This window comes from Williamsia sp. SKLECPSW1 (assembly GCF_054332755.1).
The window spans coordinates 82,988-104,244 of the sequence record NZ_JBTGLI010000001.1 but is presented as its reverse complement, the minus strand read 5'-3'; the positions used below and the strand labels follow the sequence as shown (position 1 = coordinate 104,244).

Genomic DNA, 21,257 nt, shown 5'->3' with positions numbered 1-21,257 from the left:
GGAGAGGATGACACCGGTCGTCCGCCGTCTGATCCTGTTGCGGCACGGGCAGACCGAGTACAACGCGACCGGGCGGATGCAGGGTCAGCTCGACACCGACCTGTCGGAACTCGGTGTGCGTCAGGCCGCGACGGCTGCGGCGTCACTGGCCGACCGGTCGCCGCGGATGATCATCGCCTCGGACCTGCGCCGCGCCTACGACACCGCGGTCGCACTCGCCGATGCGTGTGGCGGGGTGGTCACCACCGACCGTCGACTGCGGGAGACCCATCTCGGCGAGTGGCAGGGCATGTCGCACACCGAGGTCGACGACCAGATGCCCGGTGCGCGGTCGACGTGGCGCGACGACGCCGCCTGGCGTCCACCGGGCGGGGAGAGCCGTGTCGACGTCGCCGCGCGGAGCACGCCGGTCGTGACCGAGCTGATCGACCGTCTGCCCGAGTGGGGGAGCGGCGCCGACGCCGACAACCCCGTCGTGTTGGTGGCCCACGGTGGGGTCATCGCGGCGATGACCGCCTCCCTGCTGGGGCTCCCGGTGCAGTCGTGGCCGGTGTTCGGCGGCCTGGCGAACACCAGCTGGGTGCAGCTGAGCGGTCACGGCGCGGAGCCGGTGTGGCGGTTGGACGTGTGGAACGCCTCCGCGGCCGTCGCCGACGCCGCCGTGCAATGAGTGGCCCGGCCGACGGTCACCTGCTGATCCTCTCGGATTCGCTCGCCTACTACGGGCCGACCGGGGGGTTGCCCGCCGACGACGCTCGGATCTGGCCGAACCTCGTCGGCGAGGCGGTCGGGGCGTCGGTCGAGTTGTTCGGACGGATCGGGTGGACCACCCGGGACGTGTGGTGGGCGCTGACCCAGGACCCACGGATCTGGGCGGCCGTCCCGCGCGCGCAGGTGCTGGTGCTCGCGATCGGCGGGATGGACACCCTGCCGTCGCCGCTGCCGACCGCCTTGCGTGAGCAGATCCGCTACCTCCGGCCGGCCTGGCTCCGCCAGCGCGTCCGCGATCTCTACGGATGGGTACAGCCCACGTTCTCCCCGCTGGGATGGCCCGTCGCGCTGCCCGCCCGCGTGACGGTGGAGTACCTGGAGAAGATCCGCGGGGCGGTGGCCGCGGTGCGCCCCGACCTGCCCGTCGTGCTGTGCCTTCCCTCGACCCACGACAGCGTCCACTACGGGCGGGTGCACACCGCCCGCGCCGGGCACACCGCGGCGATGCGCCGGTGGGCCGCACACCACGGGGTGCCGACCGCCGACTTCTACCCGGCGACCGCCCGCTGGTTCGACGTCGAGGGGGAACAGAACCCCGACGGCATCCACTGGGGGTTCGCCTGCCACCGGGACATCGCCGCCGAGGTCGCGGGCGTCGTCGCACCTCTCGTGCGATCGCCTAGGCTGGCGCCGTGACCGTCGTCGTGGTGACCGACTCCTCGGCGCGGCTGCCCGCCCCGATCCGGGACCACTACGACATCCGTCAGGTCCCGTTGCACGTCCTCACCGGCGATGCGGATCTCGCCGAGGGCGTCGACGAGATCGGTCCCGACGTCTACGACCGCCCCGGGACGACGACCTCCGGCGCCACCCCCGCGGATCTGACCGCGGTGTTCGAGACGGCCGTCGCCGACAGCGACGGCGACGGGGTCGTCGCTGTGTCGATGAGCCGCAAGCTGAGCGGGACCTGGAGTTCGGCGCGTCTGGCGGCGGAGGCGTTCCCCGGCCGTGTACGCGTCGTCGACACGCGGTCGGTCGGGCTGGCGGTCGGGTTCGCCGCGGTCGCCGCCGCGCAGGTCGCGCGGGGTGGCGGCGACATGGACCGAGTGTACGAGGCGGCGATCCGCGCGGCGTCGACGAGCGAGACGCTGGTCTGTGTCGCCGACCTCGGACGTCTCCGCGCGAGCGGCCGGATCGGTGCCGCCACACGACTTTTCGGTACCGCGCTGTCGATCAAGCCGGTGTTGCGCATCGTCGACGGGAGCCTCGTGCTCGCCGAGCGGCAACGCACCTTCTCCAAGGCGCTGCACTCCATGGTGTCCACTGCGGTGACCTCGGCCGACCGACAGCCGACGACGGTCGGGATCGTCCACGCCGACGCCGCCGACACCGCGGCCGAGGTGCTGGAGCGACTCACCGAGAAGCTGCGCGTGGTGACGTCGGCGGTCGTCACCGACCTGGGGCCGGTGCTGACCGCACACACCGGGACCGGTGCGGTCGGGGTCGTGGTGTGCCCCGGGCTGGACCCCATCGAGGGGTACGCGCCCGCGCAGTAGTCGGCGACGCATCAGCGCCGTCCCCAGATCGCTGTCTGTGCACAGCAACTCGGGGTGGGGGCCTCGACGTCGCCGCGTGGGTCGCCACCCGGTCCTACCGTCGCCGCATGTACCTCCGCGCGACCCGTGACGGGCGACCCGATGTGCTGGCCCGGCTCGCGGCGGTCCCGCCCCCGGCGATGCCGCCCGGTGCGTCGAGCGACCTCCTCCTCGACCGCCCGGGCGCCGTGCCGGACGACGACGTGGCGACCGACCGGTTCGCCGCCGCGGAGTCGTCGTGGTCCTGGGACGCGCCGGGCGAGGTCGGTCTACCGGGCGGCGGCCCTGCGCTGCCCCGCTGGATCGACGACGTCCCCGCCCGATCCCCGCTCGACGACGACCTCACCCGCCGCCCGCGGCGCCGCGACCGTGTCCTGACCGCCCCGCCGGCGGCGATCGCGCTGGTCGTGATCGGTGTGCTCGCCTGCGTCGTGACGATCGTGACCGTGGTGTCCGGCGCGTCCGACGACGTCCCGACCTCGGTCGCGTTCCCGGCGGCCGCAGGGCCGGTGAGTCCCGCGTCGACGACCGCGTCAGCGCGGTCCGGGTCCGCGACGGCGACGGGATCACCGACCGCGCCACCGCCACCGGCGGACCTGGTCGTCAGCGTCGTCGGTCTCGTCCGGTCGCCGGGGCTGGTCCGTGTGCCGCCGACGGCCCGCATCGCCGACGCCATCGCACGGGCCGGAGGCGGACGTCCGGGCGCAGACCTGCTGGGGCTCAACATGGCCCAGCAACTCCACGACGGTGACCAGGTCCTCGTCGGTTACGCCGATCCCGCAGGTGGGCCGGCACTGCGGAGCGCGGTCGTCAGCGGTGCGGGGGCAGGTGGCCCGACATCCGGATCCACCGGGCCGGCACGGTCGTCTGCCGGGGCGCCGCCGGCGGCGTCGGGTGGAGGTGGCCGCGTCGACCTGAACTCCGCGGACGAGGCGGCGCTCGACACGCTCCCCGGCGTGGGGCCGAAGACGGCGGCGGCGATCCTCGAGTGGCGTCAGCGCAACGGCCGGTTCACGTCGGTGGACCAGCTCGCCGAGGTCGACGGGATCGGACCCGCCCGCCTCGCGACGCTGCGCGAGCTGGTCACGGTGGGCTGAGATGCGCCCGGCCGCCGATCTCCGGCTGGTGGGCCCGGCCGCGGGCTGCTGGGTGGTGACCGTCGTCGGGATCGTCGGTGGGTGGGGTGCCGCGCTGGCGACGGCGCTGACGGTCGCCCTCGTGGTGGTCGTCGTCCTCGCGCTCGCCGTCCGGGGGCTGATGACGCGTGCGGTGGTGTGGACGGTCCTCGCGGGGTCCGGTGTCACCGTCGGTTTCGCGGTCGCGGTCGCCGTCCGCGCCCACGCGGTCCAGACGGCCCCGATGGCAACCGTGTTCATGGGGCACAAGACCACCGTGGATCTCGTGATCACCGACGATCCGAGGATGGTGCGCGGCCCCGGGCCGCAGCGGGTGCGGGTGTCGGGGCGTGCGGTCCCGGTGGGTGAGCACGGTGGTCGCGTGCCCGTCACCGTGACCGCCCCGGCGTCGGGGTGGGAGGCGCTGCTGCCCGGTCAGCACGTCCTCGCCGTCGTCACCGTGACGCCGCCGCAACGTCGCGACCTCACGGCTGCGGTACTGCGCGCATCGGGTCCGCCGCGTGCCGCGCGGCCGCCGCCGGGCCACCAACGATGGGCCGCCGGGGTGCGATCGCGGTTGTCGGCGACGAGTCGGATCGCGCTGCCCGCGCGCGAGTCGGGTCTGTTGCCCGGCATGGTGATCGGCGACGTCGGGGGCCTCGACGACGCCCTCGTCGACGACTTCCGACGCTGCGGGTTGAGTCACCTCGTTGCCGTGTCGGGGGCGAACGTCGCGATCGTCGCCGGGACCGTGCTGGTGGTGCTCCGGATGTGCGGTGTCCCGAGAGGTGCGGCCGTCGCCCTGGCGATCGCGGTGGTGGCGGTGTTCGTGATCGTCGTCCGGCCGTCACCGAGCGTGGTGCGGGCCGCCGTGATGGGCGTGGTGGGGATGCTCGCGCTGGCCGCCCGCCGCGACGGCCAACCGGTCCCGGCGTTGTGCACAGCCGTGGTCGCCGTCCTCGGGCTCTGGCCGGCGATGGCCGTCGATCCCGGGTTCGCGTTGTCGGTGGCGGCCACCGCGGGACTCGTCGTCGCAGCCCCGCGGGTGCGGGACGCGTTGGTGGATGGTCACGTGCCTCGTCTCGTGGCCGAGCCGATCGCCATCGCGGCGACAGCGCAGGTGGTGACCACACCGCTCGTCGTGCTGTTCGCGGGATCGGTGAGCGTTGTCGGTGTGGTGGCGAACATCGTCGTCGCACCGGTGGTCGCACCGATCACGGTGCTGGGCACGGCGGCCGCGGTGTGCACGGGGTTCGCCGCGGTCCTCGCGCAGATCCTCGCGCGACTCACCGGCCCCGAACTCTGGTGGATGGTGGTGGTGGCCGACGGTCTCGCCGACGTACCCGGTGCATCGATCTCCGTACCCGACGGTGCGATCGGCGCGGTGGTCACCGCGACGGTGATCGCATGCGGGGTGGCGGTCGTGGTGGTGTGGTCGCGACGACGCACCGCCGACGACGCTGTCGGGGCCCGCTGGCAGCATGGGCACCGTGAGCGACCGCCTGCACCTCGTCCTCGGCGACGACGACTTCCTGACCGAGCGCGCGGTCGGGGCCATCCGGGCCGTGGCGATCCGTGACGCGGGTACCGATGTGCCCGTCACCCGTGTCCGTGCGGGTGACGTCGGTGAACACGAACTCGTCGAGCTGCTCAGTCCGTCGCTGTTCGGCGACGCGCGCATAGTCGTGGTGGAGTCCGCCGCGGACGCGGGCAAGGAACCGGCGGCGGCGATCACCACTGCGGCGCAGGACCTGCCCGACGGGATCACGCTCGCGGTCGCCCACTCCGGCGGCGGCCGCACCAAGACCATGCCCGCGGCGCTCCGGAAGGCGGGTGCGCAGGTGCACGACTGCGCACCCATCACCCGCGTGGGGGACCGCATCGCGTTCGTGACCGCGGAGTTCTCGTCGCACGGGGTGAAGGTCTCGGGTGAGGTGGCGGCGCGTCTCGTCGAGACCGTCCGTGCCGATCTGCGCGAACTCGCCGCGGCGTGCAGCCAGCTCGTCGCCGACACCGGTGGCAAGGTCGACGCTGCGGCGATCGACGTCTACTACTCGGGCCGCCCGGAGGTCACCGGGTTCGAGATCGCCGACGCCGCCGTGACCGGCAAGAAGGCAGAGGCGCTCGAGGCGTTGGCGTGGGCGGGACATCACGGTGTCGCGCACGTCCTCGTCGCCGACGCGCTCGCCGAAGCCGTCCACGCGATCGCCCGGGTGCGGTCGGTCGGTGGGCGGGACGCGAACTCGTCGGCGGCAGAGCTGGGCATGCCGCCCTGGCGGGTGCGCAAGGTCGCCGGTCAGGCGCAGGGGTGGACGTCGGAGGCCGTCGCCACGGCGATGGGGATCGTCGCGACGCTCAACGGCGACGTCAAGGGTCAGGCTCCTGACCCCGACTACAGCCTGCAGCGGGCGGTCGCCGCGGTCGCGGACCTACGGCCGTCCGTGCACGGCGGCCGCTGACCGCGGCGAAGCCCGGGGGTGCACCGACGACACCGGCCCGGATCCGCGAGACGCGGATCCGGGCCGGATCGAGGAGTCCGCCGTCGGCGGAGAATCCCTCAGAGCTTGTTGAGCGCGATCGCCATCGCGGACTTCTTGTTGGCCGCCTGGTTGGCGTGGATGACGCCCTTGCCGGCCGCCTTGTCGAGCGCGCGGCTCGTGCTGACCAGCAGTTCGGACGCCTTGTCCTTCTCGCCCGCCGACACCGCGTCGCGGAAGTTGCGGATCGCGGTACGCAGGGACGACTTCACAGACTGGTTCCGCTGACGGGCGATCTCGTTGGTACGGATCCGCTTCATCTGCGACTTGATGTTTGCCACGCGCCTAGCACCTCATGCTCGTCGTCGCGGCCGGGCGGCCGCTGTGATCGTGTCGCGGCCTGGCGGCCGCGGTTCTGTCGAGGACGTCCCGCCGAACGGGATCCGTCACGGAAGTCTCTGGTCGTCCCCGCCGACGAGCCTGGGCTCCGGCGTGGGCACCGACCGATCAGGTTACCAGCGGCGCAGGTCTGCGCCCAAATCCCGTCGACGTCGCGGAAAATTGGGAGTCTCCTGTCAGGTCATCGCGCCGAATGCCCCGTTCCGGACGGATCTGGCATGGTCGGGGGATGACCTCTTCGCCCGTGTCCAGACCGTCCTCCATGGTCCGCTGACGTGGCGGGTCCTGTCGTGTTCGTCCATGTGGGTGTGCCCAAGACGGGTACCACCTACCTGCAGGACCGACTGTGGCGCAATCGGGACGTGGCGCTGCGTACCGGGGGGCTGCTCTATCCCGGCGACGCGATCGACGACCACTTCCACGCTGCCGTGCACCTGCAGCCCGGTCGGTACCTCGACTGGGTCGACCCGGCACAGGCCGGCGCCTGGCCGCGTCTGGTCGACGCGGTGCGTGGGTGGCCGGGGACGTCGGTGATCTCCCACGAGTTGCTGGCCACCGCCGACGAGTCGGTGGTGCGCCGGGTCATGGACGACCTCGCCCCGGCGGAGGTCCACGTCGTGGCGACCGTCCGTGATCTCGCCCGACAGATCCCGTCGGTGTGGCAGGAGAACGTCAAGAACCAGCATCGGACGACGCTCGACGAGTTCGTCACCGGTCTCCGTGAACTGCCGCGTGAGCAGCAGGACCCGTTCTGGGAGTTCCAGGACCACGTGGAGATCCTGCGCACCTGGGGTCGCGACCTGCCACCGGACCGGGTGCACCTCGTCACGGTGCCGCCGCCCGGCGTCGACGGGTCGTCGCTGTGGGCCCGGTTCTGCGGTCTGCTCGGCGTCGACCCGGTCGCCCTCGACCGCCCGGTGCCGCCGTCGAACGCCTCGTTGTCCCCGGTGCAGACGGAGTTGGTGCGGCGCCTCAACGAGCACCTGCAGCCCGACGCGATCACGTGGGACCGGTACGAACGTGCCGTCAAACGCCACCTCATCGGCGGTGTGTTGTTCGAGACCCCCCGTGGACCCGGGAAGGTGTTGACCCGGGAACAGGCGTCGTGGGCATCGCATCAGGCGCAGGACATGATCGCCGACGTCCGATCCGCCGGGTTCGACGTCGTCGGCGACCTCGACGAACTGCGGGTGGACCCGACGTCGACCCGAGACGACTCCGAGGACCCGACACCCGACGAGGTGCTCGAGTGCGCCGTGACGAGCCTCGCCGAGACCCTTCGGCGCATGCCGCTCCCCACGGAGGAGCGCACGGTCGGCAGGCGTGTGAAGTCCGTTCTGCGCAGCGGCTATCGGCACCTCGCGGCGGCTCGCATGCGCGCCCGCCGGGGCTGAGAACCGGTTCGTGCGACCGCAACCTCATGCCGGGACGAGGTATCTGTAGCACCATGGGGCGATGAGCCCCGCCAGTTCGGTCGACAAACGATCCCAGTCCACGAGCGCCGGCAAGGGTCGCACCTCGGCCGAACGCAAGAACTCCGCGAAGAAGGCGTCGCCGGGACGGTCGGCGAAAACGCGCCCCCAGGGCACGACCGGCCTGTTCGAAGGATATTCGAAAGGGCCGTACGCCAACGCCTTCGACGAGATGTTCGACCACGACGACGAGGTGCGCACCCCGTATCGCGGGATCCACAAGGCGCTGGCGCCCACCGATCGTGCCGACCTCGAGACCCGGGTGGATGCTCTCGGACGGGCGTTCATCGACCAGGGCATCACCTTCTCGCTGTCGGGCAAGGAGCGTCCGTTCCCCCTCGACGTCGTCCCGCGCGTCATCTCGGCGTCGGAGTGGTCGAAGCTCGAGCGGGGCATCACCCAGCGCGTCCAGGCGTTGGAGATGTTCCTCGACGACATCTACGACGAGCAGGAGATCCTGCGCGACGGTGTGGTGCCCAAACGCCTGGTCACCTCGTGCGAGCACTTCCACCGGCAGGCCGTCGGGATAAAGCCGCCGAACGGTGTCCGGATCCACGTCGCCGGAATCGATCTCATCCGCGACGAACACGGCGACTTCCGCGTCCTCGAGGACAACCTGCGGTCGCCGTCGGGCGTGTCGTATGTGATGGAGAACCGCCGGACGATGGCGCGGGTCTTCCCGGACCTGTTCTCCAGCCACCGCGTGCGAGCCGTCGCCGACTACTCCAGCCAACTCCTCAAGGCGTTGCGTGCGTCCGCGGCCTTCAACGAGGCCGACCCGAACGTCGTGGTGCTCACCCCCGGTGTGGCGAACTCCGCCTACTTCGAGCATTCGTTGCTCGCCCGCCAGATGGGTGTCGAGCTGGTCGAGGGACGCGACCTGTTCTGCCGCGACAACGTCGTCTACATGCGCACCACCGAAGGTGAGCAGCGGGTCGACGTCATCTACCGCCGCATCGACGACGACTACCTCGACCCGATGCAGTTCCGCCCGGACTCGATGCTCGGGGTGGCCGGACTGGTCAACGCCGCCCGCGCCGGCAACGTCGTCATCTCCAGCGCTGTCGGCAACGGGGTCGGCGACGACAAGCTCGTCTACACCTACGTCCCGGAGATCATCGAGTACTACCTGGGGGAGAAGCCGATCCTCGGCAACGTCGACACCCTGCGGTGCTGGCTCGAGGACGAGCGCGAGGAGGTCCTCGACCGGATCGACGAACTGGTGGTCAAACCCGTCGAGGGATCGGGCGGTTACGGGATCGTCTTCGGCCCCGATGCGACCGGCGCGGAGCTGGACTCGTTGGCGCGCAAGGTCCGTGCCGACCCGCGTGGCTGGATCGCCCAGCCGGTCGTCCAGCTGTCGACCGTGCCCACCAAGATCGGCGACTCGTTGGCGCCGCGTCACGTGGACCTCCGTCCCTTCGCCGTCAACGACGGTGAGTCGGTGTGGGTGCTGCCCGGCGGCCTGACGCGCGTCGCGCTTCCCGAGGGGTCGCTGGTGGTGAACTCCTCGCAGGGCGGCGGATCGAAGGACACCTGGGTGCTGGCGTCGCGGACGTCGGCGTCCGAGCAGGAGTTGGCGGGGGAGGAGCTGGTGCGGTCGGCGGATCTGCCGCGCACCACGCAGTCCACCGAGCAGGGCCCCGAGATGCTCGCGAGCCAGCAGCAGCAACAACAACAGCAGCAGCAGGTCGAGTTCGGTGGTGGCGACCGATGATGCTCGCGCGCAACGCCGAATCGCTCTACTGGATCGGTCGATACGTCGAACGTGCGGACGACACCGCCCGCATCCTCGACGTCGCCGTGCACCAGTTGCTCGAGGACGCGACCGTCGACCCGGACCGCACCTGCCGTCTCGTGCTGCAGGTGCTCGGGATGGAGGACGAGCCCGACGTCTCGCAGTACGACGTCTGGGCGCTCACCGAACGCGTCGCCTACGACAAGGGCGCGAACGGGTCGATCGTGAACTGCATCGCCGCGGGACGTGAGAACGCCCGGGGTGCACGGGAGGTCACGTCGAGCGAGATGTGGGAGTGTCTCAACACGACCTACAACGGACTCTCCGACGCCGAACGCGCGGCACGCAAACTCGGTCCCTACGAGTTCCTCGCCTACGTGAAGAACCGCGCCGCGATGTTCGCCGGTCTGGCCGACGCGACGCTCAGCCACGACGACGGGTACCGGTTCCTGCTGCTCGGTCGGTCGGTCGAACGCGTCGACATGACCATCCGGATGCTGTTGTCCCGCGCGGGAGATCGGTCCGGGTCACCGACCTGGGTGACGGTGCTGCGGTCTGCAGGCGCCCACGACACCTACCTGCGGACCTACCGCGGCGCCCTCGACGCACCGCGCGTCGTCGAGTTCATGTTGCTCGACCGGTTGTTCCCGCGGTCGGTGTTCCACGCCATCACGCTCGCCGAGCAGTGCCTGATGGAGCTGGACAACCGTCCCAACAGCCGCGTCGGTGCGCGGGCCGAGGCGCAGCGACTGCTCGGCCGGGCGCGCAGCAGTCTGGAGTTCATGCAACCCGGGGTTCTCCTCGACGACCTGCAGAACCGACTGCTGACCCTGCAGCAGACCTGCCGCGACGTGAACGAGGCGGTGACCCAGCAGTACTTCCACGTCACGCCGTATGTGGCCTGGGCCGATGTCCGGGCACGGGCCGGCGAGGACCACTTCATCGAGGAGAGTGAACTGTGAGCTGGCGGATGCGCGTCGTCCATTCCACCGGGTTCGCGTACAACGCGCCGGTCACGTCGTCGTACAACGAGGCACGTCTGACGCCCCGGAGCGACGCCCGCCAGAACGTCATCGTCAACCGGGTCGAGACGGTCCCGGCGACACGGTCCTATCGCTACACCGACTACTGGGGTACCGCGGTCACCGCCTTCGACCTGCACGCCCCGCACGAGGAACTCGAGGTGTCGGGGTCGTCGGTCGTCGAGACCGAGCCCGGCGATCGACCGGAGGGTGCGGACGATCTCGGATGGGATGACCTCGAGAACCCCTATGTGGTGGACCGTTTCGACGAGTACCTCGTGCCCACCGACTTCGTCCCCCGCAACCGGCAGCTCGCCGCCCAGGCCCGCCGCCTCGCGAAAGGGCTGACCCTGGAGGAGACGGTGGAGGCCGTGTGTTCCTGGGTGCACGCGGAGATGGAGTACGTCCCCGGGACCACCGGTGTGCACACGACGGCGGTCGACGCGTGGGGTGAGCGCAAGGGCGTCTGTCAGGACTACGCCCACCTGACCCTGTTGATGTTGCGCGCGTTGCGGATTCCCGCGCGCTACGTCTCCGGCTACCTCCACCCCAGTCGTGATGCGGTGATCGACGAGACGGTGGAGGGCCAGAGCCACGCCTGGATCGAGGCGTGGACCGGGGCGTGGTGGGGATACGACCCCACCAACGACGTGACGATCAACGAGCAGCACGTGTCGGTCGGCATCGGCCGTGACTACTCCGACGTCCCCCCGCTGAAAGGCATCTACACCGGCGGCGGAGCAACCGACCTCGATGTCGTCGTGGAGATCACGCGTCTGGCGTGAGATGACGGGGGCGGTTGGTGTGATCTCCGCGCTGGGATCGCGCAGTGGAGATCACCCGTCTGGCGTGAGGTGACGGGGGTGTTCGGCTCAGCGCCAGCCGTACTCGCGGCGCAGACGGTCGGCGACGGCGTCGAACCGGCCGCGGTCGAGGATGGCACCCTCGCGGCGGATGCCCTGCTCGGGAACGTCGAGGACACGGTCGAGTCGGATGTAGCTGTCCTTGTGTCCGCCGTCCCACGCGCCGCGGCCGATCGCCGTCCAGTTGGCGTCGTCGGCCCGGTGCTCCTGACTCGACAGCATCAGTCCGAGGAGCCGGTCGTGGTCGCGGCCGACCACCAGCACCGGTCGGTCCTTGCCCTGGTTCGCGTCCTCCTCGAACGTCACCCAGGTCCACACGATCTCGCCGGGGTCGGCGGCACCGTCGAGCTTCGGGGCGTACTCGATGTGCCGCGCCGCGTCGGCCGTCGGCCGGGAGGTGTCGGTCACCGGGCGACCTGTCGCGGTCGTCGCGCCTGCGCTGCCGAGCCGCGAGGTCAGCGCCTCGCGGCCCTTGTCGATGGCGCCGGAGCGCTGCAACTCCCGGTAGACGCGGGGGCCGTACTGCTGCGCGAGTCGGATCGCGGTCTTCCATGCGGGCATGGGCCCGAATCTAGTCGCGACCGCCGACGTGGTGGTCGCCGACGAGGTGCTCGAGCACGGCGGTGACGGCCCACTCGACGGCGGGGGACCGATCGGGGCGCAGGTCGTGCCCGGTCTTCTCGACCTCGACGAGCCGCACCGGTCCCGGGACGAGTGCGATCGCCTCGGTGATCTCGGCCGTCGTCGCGAACGGATCCGAGCTGCCGTGGACGACGACCGTCGGGCACGTGATCCGGGGGAGGTGCTCGACGCGGGCGCGATCGGGCTTGCCCGGCGGGTGCAGCGGATACGAGGTGAGCAGGAGTCCGTCGGCGACCGACGCGTCTTCGGCGACGACCATCGACGCCTGCCGCCCGCCGTACGACTGCCCGCCCACGAGCAGCGGCACGTCGTCGAATCGTGTCCGGATCAGCGCACACGCCGCGACGATGCCGTCGCGATCGGCGGGCGACGTCGACGGGCTGGGCGGGCCCTTCGGCCGCCGCTGCCGGTAGGGGAGGTCGATCCGCGCGGTGGCCACGCCCCGATCGGCCAGCGCGGCGGCCAGCAGACGCAGCAGCGGCGCGTCCCGGTTCGACCCGGCACCATGGGTCAGGACCAGCGCGGCGAGCACCGGCCCCGCGGGCAGGTGCAGGATCCCGTCGACCCCGTCGCCGGTCACGGCGGTCGTGGTGGCTGCGGTCATGTCCGGGCACGGTACCGGGCCGTGCGAAACTTGCAGGTGAAAGACCACCGACGAGGAGTGAGTTCGATTCCCAGCTTTGCCGACACGACGTTCACCGATCCGTCGCGGATCCGGAACTTCTGCATCATCGCCCACATCGACCACGGGAAGTCCACCCTGGCCGATCGGATGCTGCAGCTCACCGGCGTCGTCGAGGAGCGCGCGATGCGGGCCCAGTACCTCGACCGGATGGACATCGAGCGCGAGCGCGGCATCACCATCAAGGCCCAGAACGTGCGTCTGCCGTGGCAGGTGACGCAGGACGGTGTGACCACCGACTACGTCATGCACCTCATCGACACCCCCGGACACGTCGACTTCACCTACGAGGTGTCGCGTGCGCTGGAGGCGTGTGAGGGTGCGGTGTTGCTGGTCGACGCGGCGCAGGGCATCGAGGCGCAGACGCTGGCCAACCTGTACCTGGCGATGGAGAACGACCTCGCCATCATCCCGGTCCTCAACAAGATCGACCTGCCCGCGGCCGACCCGGACCGCTACGCCGCGGAGATCGCGCACATCGTCGGCTGCGAGCCCGAGGACGTGCTGCGGGTCTCGGGCAAGACCGGTGTCGGGGTGGGGGAACTGCTCGACGAGGTCGTCCGGACGGTCCCCGCGCCGGTCGGCGACGCCGACGCGCCCGCACGGGCGATGATCTTCGACTCCGTCTACGACACCTACCGCGGTGTGGTGACCTACGTCCGCGTCGTCGACGGCACGCTGACACCCCGCGAGAAGATCGAGATGATGTCGACCGGCACGACACATGAGCTGCTCGAGGTGGGCATCGTCTCGCCGGAGCCGAAGCCCAGCGTCGGTCTGGGCGTGGGTGAGGTGGGCTACCTCATCACCGGCGTCAAGGACGTGCGGCAGTCGAAGGTCGGCGACACCGTCACCTCGGCACGCAACGGAGCGACCGAGGCGCTCACCGGTTACCGCGAGCCGCGCCCGATGGTCTACTCCGGGTTGTACCCCGTCGACGGATCCGACTACCCGGATCTGCGGGAGGCCCTCGAGAAGCTGCAGCTCAACGACGCAGCGCTCACCTGGGAGCCGGAGACCTCGGTCGCGCTCGGATTCGGGTTCCGGTGTGGCTTCCTGGGTCTGCTGCACATGGAGATCACCCGCGAGCGTCTGCAACGCGAGTTCGGGCTCGACCTCATCTCGACGGCACCGAACGTCGTGTACCGACTCGTCGGTGAGGACGGCCGCGAGCAGATCGTGACGAACCCGTCGGACTGGCCGGACGGCAAGGCGCAGGCCATCTTCGAGCCGATCGTGAAGACGACGGTCATCGCGCCGAGCGAGTTCGTCGGGACGATCATGGAGCTGTGCCAGTCCCGCCGCGGGGAACTCGGCGGGATGGACTACCTGTCGGAGACCCGCGTCGAGCTGCGGTACACGATGCCGATGGCCGAGATCATCTTCGATTTCTTCGACTCGTTGAAGTCTCGCACCCGCGGCTACGCCAGCCTCGACTACGAGGAGGCCGGTGAGCAGGAGGCGGCGCTGGTGAAGGTGGACATCCTGCTGCAGGGCGAGGCCGTCGACGCGTTCAGCGCGATCGTGCACAAGGACTCGGCGTTCGCCTACGGCAACAAGATGACCACCAAGCTCAAGGAGCTCATCCCGCGGCAGCAGTTCGAGGTGCCCGTGCAGGCCGCGGTCGGCTCGAAGATCATCGCGCGCGAGAACATCCGGGCGATCCGCAAGGACGTGCTCGCCAAGTGCTACGGCGGTGACATCAGCCGCAAGCGCAAGCTGCTGGAGAAGCAGAAGGAAGGCAAGAAGCGGATGAAGACCATCGGCCGCGTCGACGTCCCGCAGGAGGCGTTCGTGGCGGCGCTGTCCGCCGACGCCCCCGCCGACAAGGCGAAGGGGAAGTAGCCGATGGCGACGAATCCTGTTCTGGCCGCGAGTCGCCTGCCCCACGGTCTCCCCGATTTCGCCGCCATCTCCGACGACGACTTCCTCCCCGGTTTCACCGAGGCGATGCAGACCCATCTGCGCGAGATCGAGTTCATCGCCGGTGATCCCGCGGCGCCGACGTTCGCGAACACGATCGAGGCGCTGGAGCGGTCCGGGCAGGCGTTGGCTCGGGTGGCGGGCATCTTCTTCACCCTCGTCGGCGCCGACAGCACGCCCGAGCGCAACCGGATCGCCACGGAACTCGCGCCGCGGCTGTCGGACCACGGCAGCACCATCGCCCTCGATGCCCGGTTGTTCGCGCGGATCTCCGAACTCCACGAGCGACGTGACGAGCTCGGCCTCGACGAGCCGTCGATGCGACTGCTGGACAAGCGATTCCGGGAGTCGGTGCGTGCGGGTGCCGGACTCGACGCCGACGGCCAGCGGGAGATGCGGGAGATCACCGCACGCCTGTCGGTGTTGACGACCACGTTCTCCCAGCACGTCCTCGACGAGAGCAACTCCCGCGCCGTGCATGTCACCGACGAGGACGCGCTCGCCGGGTTGTCGGCGTCGGCGATCGCGGCCGCCGCGGACCGGGCTCGTGACGCCGGCCACGACGACGGGTACCTGCTGACCATCGAGCTCCCGACGAGCCAGTCGGTGCTCACCTCACTGACCAATCCCACCACGCGCGCAACGGTGTTCGAGGCGTCGACGTCCCGCGGGATCCGCGGTGGCGACCACGACACCCGCGAGATCGTCACCGAGATCGTCGCCCTGCGCGCGCGGCGGGCACGGCTCCTCGGCTACCGCGACCACGCGGAGTTCGAGATCGTCGAGCAGACCGCGCCGGACGCCGACGCCGTCGAGGCGGTGCTGCGCGACCTCGTCGCCGCCGCCATGCGCGCGGGCGGTCGCGAACTGACCCGACTGCGTGCCCTCGCCGGGGAGGAGGTGGGCCCGGCGGATCTCACGTGGTGGCTGTCGGAGCACCGTCGCCGGAGCTCGCCGGTGTCGCTGGACGACTTCTCCGAGTACTGCTCCCTCGACACCGTTCTCACCGACGGGGTCTTCCACGCGGCGGGGCAGCTCTACGGGCTGCGATTCGTCGAACGCACCGATCTCGCCGGGTACCACCCGGACGTGCGGGTCTGGGAGGTGTTCGACGCCGGCGGCGTCTCGATCGGGCTGTACCTGGGTGACTACTTCGCCCGTCGCAGCAAACGCGGTGGGGCGTGGATGAACAACGTCGTCGACCAGTCGCAGCTGCTGGGCACGCAACCGGTCGTGGTGAACGTCTGCAACTTCACCAAGCCGCGCGCCGGTGAACCGTGCCTGCTCGATTTCGACCAGCTGACGACGCTGTTCCACGAGTTCGGGCACGCGCTGCACGGACTGCTGTCGACAGTGCGCTACCCGTCGCAGTCGGGGACCGCGGTCCCGCGCGACTTCGTCGAGTTCCCCTCGCAGGTGAACGAGATGTGGGCGCTGCACCCCGCCGTGCTGTCGAACTACGCGCGTCACCATCGGACCGGGGAGGCCATGCCGGCCGACCTCGCGGATGCCGCCCGCGCGGCCACCGCGACCGAGACCGCCCACGGCACCATCGAGTACCTCGCCGCCGCGGTGTTGGACTTGGCGTGGCATCGCGTGACCGTCGAGGACGTCGAGGCCGGTGCCCTCGACGACGTCGAGGCGTTCGAGGCGCGGGCGCTGGCGAAGGCGGGCGTCGCGACCGAACTGATCCCGCCGCGGTACCGCAGTGCGTATTTCAACCACATCTTCGGCGGGGGATACGCGGCCGGGTACTACAGCTACATCTGGTCGGAGATCCTCGACGCCGAGACCGAACTCTGGTTCCTCGAACGCGGCGGGCTCACGCGGGCGGCGGGACGGGCCTTCGCCGAGGCGACCCTCTCCCGAGGTGACAGCGTCGATCCCATCGCCGCACATCGGGAGCTGCTGGGTCGTCCCGCGCGGATCGATCCGCTGCTGGCACGCCGTGGACTCGCCGACAGCGCGGCCTGACAGGCGTCTCCGGTGACCGCGACCCAGGTACGGGCCGACCTGACCCGATACGCGGTGCTCAGCATCGTCGCGTCGATCGTGGTGATCGCCATGAAGATCGTCGCGTGGCGGGTGTCGGGTTCCGTCGGACTCCTCTCCGATGCGGCCGAGTCGATGGTGAACGTCGTCGCGGCGATCGGGGCGTTCGTCGCCCTGCGCGTGGCGGCGCGTCCCGCCGACGCCGACCACAATTTCGGGCACACGAAGGCCGAGTACTTCTCTGCCGTCTTCGAGGGCGCGATGATCGTCGTGGCGTCGGCGCTGATCATCGTCGCCGCCGTCGACCGACTGCTCCGTCCCAGCGAACTCGACTCCGTCGGACTGGGTCTGGCGATCTCCGTCGTCGCGACGGTCGTCAACGCTGCGGTCGGCGCAGTGCTGATCCGTGCGGGGCGTGCGCACCGGTCGATGACGCTGGAGGCCGACGGCAAGCACCTCATGACCGACGTGTGGACGACCGCCGGCGTCGTCGTCGGGGTGCTGCTCGTCGCGCTCACCGGGTGGCTGCCTCTCGACCCGCTCATCGCCATCGCGGTCGCCGTGAACATCCTCGTCGTGGGCGGACGGCTGGTGTGGCGGTCGGCCGCCGGGCTGATGGACACGGCACTTCCCGACGACGACCGCGCCGCCCTGGACGCGGTGCTCGACAGGTGGCGTGCCGACGACGTCGACTTCCACGACATCCGGACCCGAGAGGCCGGCCACGAGCGGTTCCTGCAGCTGCACATGCTGGTGCCGGGTGAGTGGTCCGTTCAGCGCGGCCACGACCTCGTCGAGCGCGTGGAGCGCGAGCTCGTCGAGTCGCTGGACCACCTGCACGTCACGATCCACCTCGAGCCGATCGGCGACCCCCGCGCCTACGAGTCCTGGCGCCTGGACTGACCCCGTCCGTTGGGCGGTAGGGACCGTCCGTTGGGCGGTAGGGACCGTCCGTTGGGCGGTCGGAACCGCCTGTTGGGCGGCAGGAACCATCTGTTGGGCGGTAGGAACCGCCTGTTGGGCGTTAGGAACGGCCGTCGAGTGAAATTCATCCGCGGTGGAACCGGTCGGCGAGCGGCTGCGTCCGATCGATATGGGCTACCCCGAGTTCTCGCCGACCGATCCCCCTGACCACCTGGTCGTCACCGACCGCGCATCGAGGACCGCGCGCCGCGACATGATCCGACTGCATCGGGGCGTCTTCACCGATCCGCGGACCACGTTGACGGAGACCGACCGTATCCGGGCCGCACATCTGAGCGCAGGTCCGGGATCCGTCGTCGCGGGACTGAGTGCCCAGTTCCTGCACGGGGTCTCGTTCCCCGACCTCGGGGGCGACGTCGAGATCATCCGCGACCTCCGGGGCCAGGGGCGACGCAGATCCGGGGTCCGCATCATCCGAACCGATCAACTCGGTCCGGACGACGTCGTCGAATGCGCCGGGATGCCGGTCACCAGCCCCGTCCGCACCGCCTTCGATCTGGGTCGTCGCCGTCCGGACTGGCTGGCACTCGGTCATCTCGACGACATGGCGCGGACGGTCCCTCTCGACCTTCGCGAGCTGTGGGAGTACACCCGCGATCACACCCACACGAACGGTGTCCGACAGCTCCGCGAACTCGTCGGACTGATCGACCCCGCCGCGGAATCGCCGGGCGAGAGCTGGACACGGCTGGTCATGCACCGACGTGGGCTACCCCGCCCGGAGAGCCAGATCGAGGTGTTCGACGAGAACGGCATCCTGATCGGACGTTTCGATCTCGGATACCGGCGCTACAAGATCGGCATCGACTACGACGGCGTCGAGTTCCACTCGAGCGAGGAACAGAAGCGACACGACCAGAAGAGGGACGCCGGCGTCCGCCGACGCGGGTGGATCCCCCTTCGTACATGCGCGGCCGCGATCTCCGGCAACGCGTTCGCGGAGATGGCCAAGATCGAGCGTGCGCTCGAACTCCGCGGATACCGCGGATGACCGCGCCAAGCGCCCAACGAACGGTTCCTGCCGCCCAACGGACGGTTCCTGCCGCCCAACGGACGGTTCCTGCCGCCCAACGGATGGTTCTAGCGCCCAACAGATGGTTCCTACCGCCCAACAGACGGGTCAGGTGTTGGCGGGGATGAAACCTCCGCCGTGGGTGTGTGCCTCCTCGGCACGGATGACGTGCATGACGGCGTTGATCAGCGCGAGGTGGGTGAACGCCTGGGGGAAGTTGCCGAGGTGCCGACCGGTGCGGTGGTCGATCTCCTCGGCGTAGAGCTTGAGGGGACTGGAGTAGCTGAGCAGCCGTTCGCAGAGGTGCTTGGCGCGTGTCAGCTCACCGATCTCGACGAGCGCCGACACCAGCCAGAACGAGCAGATCGTGAAGGTGCCCTCCTCGCCGGACAGCCCGTCGTCGGTCTCCTCCACCCGGTAGCGGAGCACGAGTCCGTTCTCGGTGAGCTCGTCGGCGATCGCGAGCACCGTGTTGCGGACCCGCTCGTCGTCCGACGGGAGGAATCGCAGGAGCGGCACCAGCAGCAGGGAGGCGTCGAGCGCATCGCTGCCGTACCGCTGCGTGAACACCCCGCGTTCGTTGACCCCGTGGGTGAGGATGTCCTCTTTGATCTCGTCGGCTTTCGCCGCCCATGTCTTCGCATACGACTTCTCGCCGTGCATGGTCGCGAGCCGGGCCCCGCGGTCGAGGGCGATCCAGCACATCACCTTCGACGAGGTGAAGTGCTGGGGCTCGCCCCGGACCTCCCAGATCCCGCGATCGGGCTTGTACCAGTGCTTGATCGCCTCCTCGACCTGTGCCTTGAGGACGGGCCACAGGGTCTCGGAGATCGTGTCGTTCGACTTGGTGTTCAGGTACACCGAGTCGAGCATGGTGCCCCAGATGTCGTGCTGCGACTGGTTGTAGGCGCCGTTCCCGATGCGGACCGGCCGAGCACCGTCGTACCCGGAGAGGTGGTGCAGCTCCTCCTCCTCCAGTTCGCGCTCGCCGCCCACGCCGTACATCACCTGCAGCGGATGGTGTTCGCCGTTCGTCACACCGGACACGTCGGCGATGAACGAGAAGAAGTCGTCGGCCTCGCGGTCGAGCCCGAGGGTGTAGAGCCCCCACAGCGCGAACGTCGAGTCACGAACCCACGCATAGCGGTAGTCCCAGTTGCGTTCGCCGCCAGGGGTTTCCGGCAACGACGTCGTCGCGGCGGCGAGCAGCGCGCCGGTCGGGGAGTACGTGAGTCCCTTGAGGGTCAACGCGCTGCGCTGCAGGTGGCCCCGCCACGGATGGTCCGGGAAGGCGCCGATGTTGATCCACTGCCGCCACGACTCGGCGGTCGCCCACATCTTCTGCGCCGCCTCGTCCCACGTCTGCGGCGCCGGGTACGACGACCAGCTGAGCGCGATGAAGCGGTCGTCGCCCTCGGTGAGGCGGCTGCGTGCACGGGCCTCCCGGCCCTCCAGTCCGAGCTTGAAGTTGGTCGTCAGTTTGAGGGTCGGCGCGGGGTGGGTGGTGTCCGAGGCCGTCGCGATCGCCTCGGAATAGGCGGGACCCGAGTACTCCCACGTCGTGGTCCCGCGGTGGTAGTCGAACGCCGGCTCGCAGCTGACCGCGACCTCGACGGTGCCGCTCACACAGCGGACCGTACGCAGCAGGATGTGTTCGGCATCCCAGTCGGTGGGTGTGCGCTTGTGGGTGCGGGAGCGACGGTCGTTGTCGTGCCAGGGGCCCATCACCAGCGCGTCCCGGACGATGATCCACCCGGTGTCGGTCTGCCAGGTCGTCTCCACCATGAGGCTGCCCGGCAGGTACCTCCGGTCGACGGGGACGTTCACGCCGTACGGCGCGAGCTTGAAGTGTCCTGCGGTGCGGTCGAGGACGGCGCCGAAGATACTGGGGGAGTCGGGCCGGGGGACGCACATCCACTCGACGGACCCGTTGCGCGCGATGAGGCAGTTCGTCTCGCAGTCGGAGAGGAAGGCGTAGTCGTCGATCGGGGGGAAGACGTTGCGGGTCGCGGTCGCAGGGGTGAAGGAACTGGCGTCGGCCATGGCGCCGGACGCGCCGTGGAGCGGCGCGGCCTCGTCGACGACGCCGAGTGCGGGCGGGGCCGGTACGGGCGGTGCGGCCAGGCTCTGTTCCGACAGGCGGTCGGGACCCGAGGCGGTTGTCATCGGTCCATCATGGCGAGCGGGGGGTGGGTTCGCACGAGAACCGGCGCCGCTCGGCGGGTCGCCGGGCGGGCTTTGGGCCCAGGGAGATTTTAAGTCCGCGCGCTAGGGTGACCGGGTGAACGGGATCAGGACCTGGTGGGACGGCGTGGAGGCCTGGCTCACCGGACTGTCCTTCCTCCCGCAGCTGCTGGTGACCCTCGCCGTCCTCATCCCGGCCGCGATCGTCGCCGCGCTGCTGATCAACCTGCTGGTCAGCCTCGTCCTCGACGTCGTCGGGCGTCGGGGTGAGACCGCCGACGGTCACGGCAAGGAGGGCTGAGGTGGTCCGCTCCCGCGTCACCATCGCGCTCATCGCACTCATCGTGCTGGTGATCGTGGCCTGGTTGATCACCCTCTGACCGCCGCGCCCGACGGTCTTCCGGGCAGATCACCCGACCGCTCCCGGCTGCTAATCTCCGCGCTGT

At 70.2% G+C, this 21,257-nt stretch carries 19 protein-coding genes; 15 read left to right on the top strand and 4 right to left on the bottom strand.

What is annotated here, in order from left to right:
• Nucleotides 1–7: 7 nt before the first annotated feature.
• The 6 genes from ACXVUM_RS00495 to holA all read left to right on the top strand — a co-directional run bounded on the left by ACXVUM_RS00495 (nucleotide 8) and on the right by holA (nucleotide 5,880).
• On the top strand, nucleotides 8–670 hold the full coding sequence (locus ACXVUM_RS00495; RefSeq protein WP_458519934.1) for a histidine phosphatase family protein: 663 nt from the start codon (nucleotides 8–10) through the stop codon (nucleotides 668–670).
• Nucleotides 667–1,407 carry a diglucosylglycerate octanoyltransferase gene (gene octT / locus ACXVUM_RS00490; RefSeq protein WP_458519933.1) on the top strand — a complete coding sequence of 247 codons (741 nt, stop codon included), beginning with the start codon at nucleotides 667–669 and terminating at the stop codon, nucleotides 1,405–1,407. Before ACXVUM_RS00495 ends, octT begins: the two co-directional genes overlap by 4 nt.
• On the top strand, nucleotides 1,404–2,267 hold the full coding sequence (locus tag ACXVUM_RS00485) for a DegV family protein (protein WP_458519932.1): 864 nt from the start codon (nucleotides 1,404–1,406) through the stop codon (nucleotides 2,265–2,267). The genes octT and ACXVUM_RS00485 overlap by 4 nt, the downstream gene beginning before the upstream one ends.
• Before the next feature lie 107 nt (nucleotides 2,268–2,374).
• Nucleotides 2,375–3,403: a ComEA family DNA-binding protein gene (locus tag ACXVUM_RS00480; RefSeq protein WP_458519931.1), complete on the top strand. Its 1,029-nt coding sequence runs from the start codon at nucleotides 2,375–2,377 to the stop codon at nucleotides 3,401–3,403.
• A gap of 1 nt (nucleotide 3,404) precedes the next feature.
• Nucleotides 3,405–5,000: a ComEC/Rec2 family competence protein gene (locus tag ACXVUM_RS00475; RefSeq protein ID WP_458519930.1), complete on the top strand. Its 1,596-nt coding sequence runs from the start codon at nucleotides 3,405–3,407 to the stop codon at nucleotides 4,998–5,000.
• The gene (holA, locus tag ACXVUM_RS00470; protein WP_458519929.1) at nucleotides 4,903–5,880 is read left to right on the top strand and encodes a DNA polymerase III subunit delta; all 978 of its coding nucleotides are present in this window, start codon (nucleotides 4,903–4,905) and stop codon (nucleotides 5,878–5,880) included. The genes ACXVUM_RS00475 and holA overlap by 98 nt, the downstream gene beginning before the upstream one ends.
• A gap of 98 nt (nucleotides 5,881–5,978) precedes the next feature.
• On the opposite strand, the gene rpsT is transcribed toward holA, so the two are convergent.
• Nucleotides 5,979–6,239 (bottom strand): 30S ribosomal protein S20, encoded by a 261-nt coding sequence (gene rpsT, locus ACXVUM_RS00465; RefSeq protein WP_458519928.1) that lies wholly within the window; start codon nucleotides 6,237–6,239, stop codon nucleotides 5,979–5,981.
• Nucleotides 6,240–6,572: 333 nt separating this feature from the next.
• On the opposite strand from rpsT, the gene ACXVUM_RS00460 reads away from it, so the two are divergent.
• From ACXVUM_RS00460 to ACXVUM_RS00445, 4 genes are all read left to right on the top strand, one after another.
• Nucleotides 6,573–7,691: a sulfotransferase family protein gene (locus tag ACXVUM_RS00460; RefSeq protein ID WP_458519927.1), complete on the top strand. Its 1,119-nt coding sequence runs from the start codon at nucleotides 6,573–6,575 to the stop codon at nucleotides 7,689–7,691.
• 61 nt (nucleotides 7,692–7,752) lie between these two features.
• A complete protein-coding gene (locus ACXVUM_RS00455) occupies nucleotides 7,753–9,486 on the top strand; it encodes a circularly permuted type 2 ATP-grasp protein (protein ID WP_458519926.1) in 1,734 nt (577 codons plus the stop codon).
• The gene (locus ACXVUM_RS00450) at nucleotides 9,483–10,469 is read left to right on the top strand and encodes an alpha-E domain-containing protein (protein ID WP_458519925.1); all 987 of its coding nucleotides are present in this window, start codon (nucleotides 9,483–9,485) and stop codon (nucleotides 10,467–10,469) included. The genes ACXVUM_RS00455 and ACXVUM_RS00450 overlap by 4 nt, the downstream gene beginning before the upstream one ends.
• Complete coding sequence (locus ACXVUM_RS00445; protein WP_458519924.1) at nucleotides 10,466–11,314, top strand: transglutaminase family protein; 849 nt, start codon at nucleotides 10,466–10,468, stop codon at nucleotides 11,312–11,314. The genes ACXVUM_RS00450 and ACXVUM_RS00445 overlap by 4 nt, the downstream gene beginning before the upstream one ends.
• 87 nt (nucleotides 11,315–11,401) lie before the next feature.
• Here ACXVUM_RS00445 and ACXVUM_RS00440 read toward each other — a convergent pair whose 3' ends face one another.
• Both ACXVUM_RS00440 and ACXVUM_RS00435 read right to left on the bottom strand, forming a co-directional pair.
• The gene (locus tag ACXVUM_RS00440; protein WP_458519923.1) at nucleotides 11,402–11,953 is read right to left on the bottom strand and encodes a type II toxin-antitoxin system PemK/MazF family toxin; all 552 of its coding nucleotides are present in this window, start codon (nucleotides 11,951–11,953) and stop codon (nucleotides 11,402–11,404) included.
• A gap of 10 nt (nucleotides 11,954–11,963) precedes the next feature.
• A complete protein-coding gene (locus ACXVUM_RS00435) occupies nucleotides 11,964–12,638 on the bottom strand; it encodes an alpha/beta hydrolase family protein (protein WP_458519922.1) in 675 nt (224 codons plus the stop codon).
• A gap of 57 nt (nucleotides 12,639–12,695) precedes the next feature.
• Here ACXVUM_RS00435 and lepA point away from each other — a divergent pair, with 57 nt between their 5' ends.
• The 4 genes from lepA to ACXVUM_RS00415 all read left to right on the top strand — a co-directional run bounded on the left by lepA (nucleotide 12,696) and on the right by ACXVUM_RS00415 (nucleotide 18,606).
• Nucleotides 12,696–14,561: a translation elongation factor 4 gene (gene lepA / locus ACXVUM_RS00430; RefSeq protein WP_458519921.1), complete on the top strand. Its 1,866-nt coding sequence runs from the start codon at nucleotides 12,696–12,698 to the stop codon at nucleotides 14,559–14,561.
• Nucleotides 14,562–14,564: 3 nt separating this feature from the next.
• Nucleotides 14,565–16,613: a M3 family metallopeptidase gene (locus tag ACXVUM_RS00425; RefSeq protein WP_458519920.1), complete on the top strand. Its 2,049-nt coding sequence runs from the start codon at nucleotides 14,565–14,567 to the stop codon at nucleotides 16,611–16,613.
• 12 nt (nucleotides 16,614–16,625) lie between these two features.
• Nucleotides 16,626–17,534 (top strand): cation diffusion facilitator family transporter, encoded by a 909-nt coding sequence (locus ACXVUM_RS00420; RefSeq protein WP_458519919.1) that lies wholly within the window; start codon nucleotides 16,626–16,628, stop codon nucleotides 17,532–17,534.
• A 274-nt stretch (nucleotides 17,535–17,808) separates the two neighbouring features.
• Nucleotides 17,809–18,606, top strand: a complete 798-nt coding sequence (locus ACXVUM_RS00415) for a hypothetical protein (protein ID WP_458519918.1) — start codon at nucleotides 17,809–17,811, stop codon at nucleotides 18,604–18,606.
• A gap of 129 nt (nucleotides 18,607–18,735) precedes the next feature.
• Here the strand turns inward: ACXVUM_RS00415 and ACXVUM_RS00410 are convergent, their stop codons facing one another.
• On the bottom strand, nucleotides 18,736–20,670 hold the full coding sequence (locus tag ACXVUM_RS00410; RefSeq protein WP_458522740.1) for a glycoside hydrolase family 15 protein: 1,935 nt from the start codon (nucleotides 20,668–20,670) through the stop codon (nucleotides 18,736–18,738).
• A 238-nt stretch (nucleotides 20,671–20,908) separates the two neighbouring features.
• Here ACXVUM_RS00410 and ACXVUM_RS00405 point away from each other — a divergent pair, with 238 nt between their 5' ends.
• The gene (locus tag ACXVUM_RS00405) at nucleotides 20,909–21,112 is read left to right on the top strand and encodes a hypothetical protein (RefSeq protein WP_458519917.1); all 204 of its coding nucleotides are present in this window, start codon (nucleotides 20,909–20,911) and stop codon (nucleotides 21,110–21,112) included.
• Nucleotides 21,113–21,257 lie beyond the last annotated feature (145 nt).

Excerpts from the sequence above, each read along its gene's own strand:
- ACXVUM_RS00495 (WP_458519934.1), top strand. The coding sequence starts at position 8 with ATGACACCGGTCGTCCGCCGTCTGATCCTGTTGCGGCACGGGCAGACC.
- octT (WP_458519933.1), top strand. The coding sequence starts at position 667 with ATGAGTGGCCCGGCCGACGGTCACCTGCTGATCCTCTCGGATTCGCTC.
- ACXVUM_RS00480 (WP_458519931.1), top strand. The coding sequence starts at position 2,375 with ATGTACCTCCGCGCGACCCGTGACGGGCGACCCGATGTGCTGGCCCGG.
- ACXVUM_RS00475 (WP_458519930.1), top strand. The coding sequence starts at position 3,405 with ATGCGCCCGGCCGCCGATCTCCGGCTGGTGGGCCCGGCCGCGGGCTGC.
- holA (WP_458519929.1), top strand. The coding sequence starts at position 4,903 with ATGGGCACCGTGAGCGACCGCCTGCACCTCGTCCTCGGCGACGACGAC.
- ACXVUM_RS00455 (WP_458519926.1), top strand. The coding sequence starts at position 7,753 with ATGAGCCCCGCCAGTTCGGTCGACAAACGATCCCAGTCCACGAGCGCC.
- ACXVUM_RS00450 (WP_458519925.1), top strand. The coding sequence starts at position 9,483 with ATGATGCTCGCGCGCAACGCCGAATCGCTCTACTGGATCGGTCGATAC.
- ACXVUM_RS00440 (WP_458519923.1), bottom strand. The coding sequence starts at position 11,953 with ATGCCCGCATGGAAGACCGCGATCCGACTCGCGCAGCAGTACGGCCCC.
- ACXVUM_RS00435 (WP_458519922.1), bottom strand. The coding sequence starts at position 12,638 with ATGACCGCAGCCACCACGACCGCCGTGACCGGCGACGGGGTCGACGGG.
- ACXVUM_RS00425 (WP_458519920.1), top strand. The coding sequence starts at position 14,565 with ATGGCGACGAATCCTGTTCTGGCCGCGAGTCGCCTGCCCCACGGTCTC.
- ACXVUM_RS00415 (WP_458519918.1), top strand. The coding sequence starts at position 17,809 with ATGATCCGACTGCATCGGGGCGTCTTCACCGATCCGCGGACCACGTTG.
- ACXVUM_RS00410 (WP_458522740.1), bottom strand. The coding sequence starts at position 20,670 with ATGGCCGACGCCAGTTCCTTCACCCCTGCGACCGCGACCCGCAACGTC.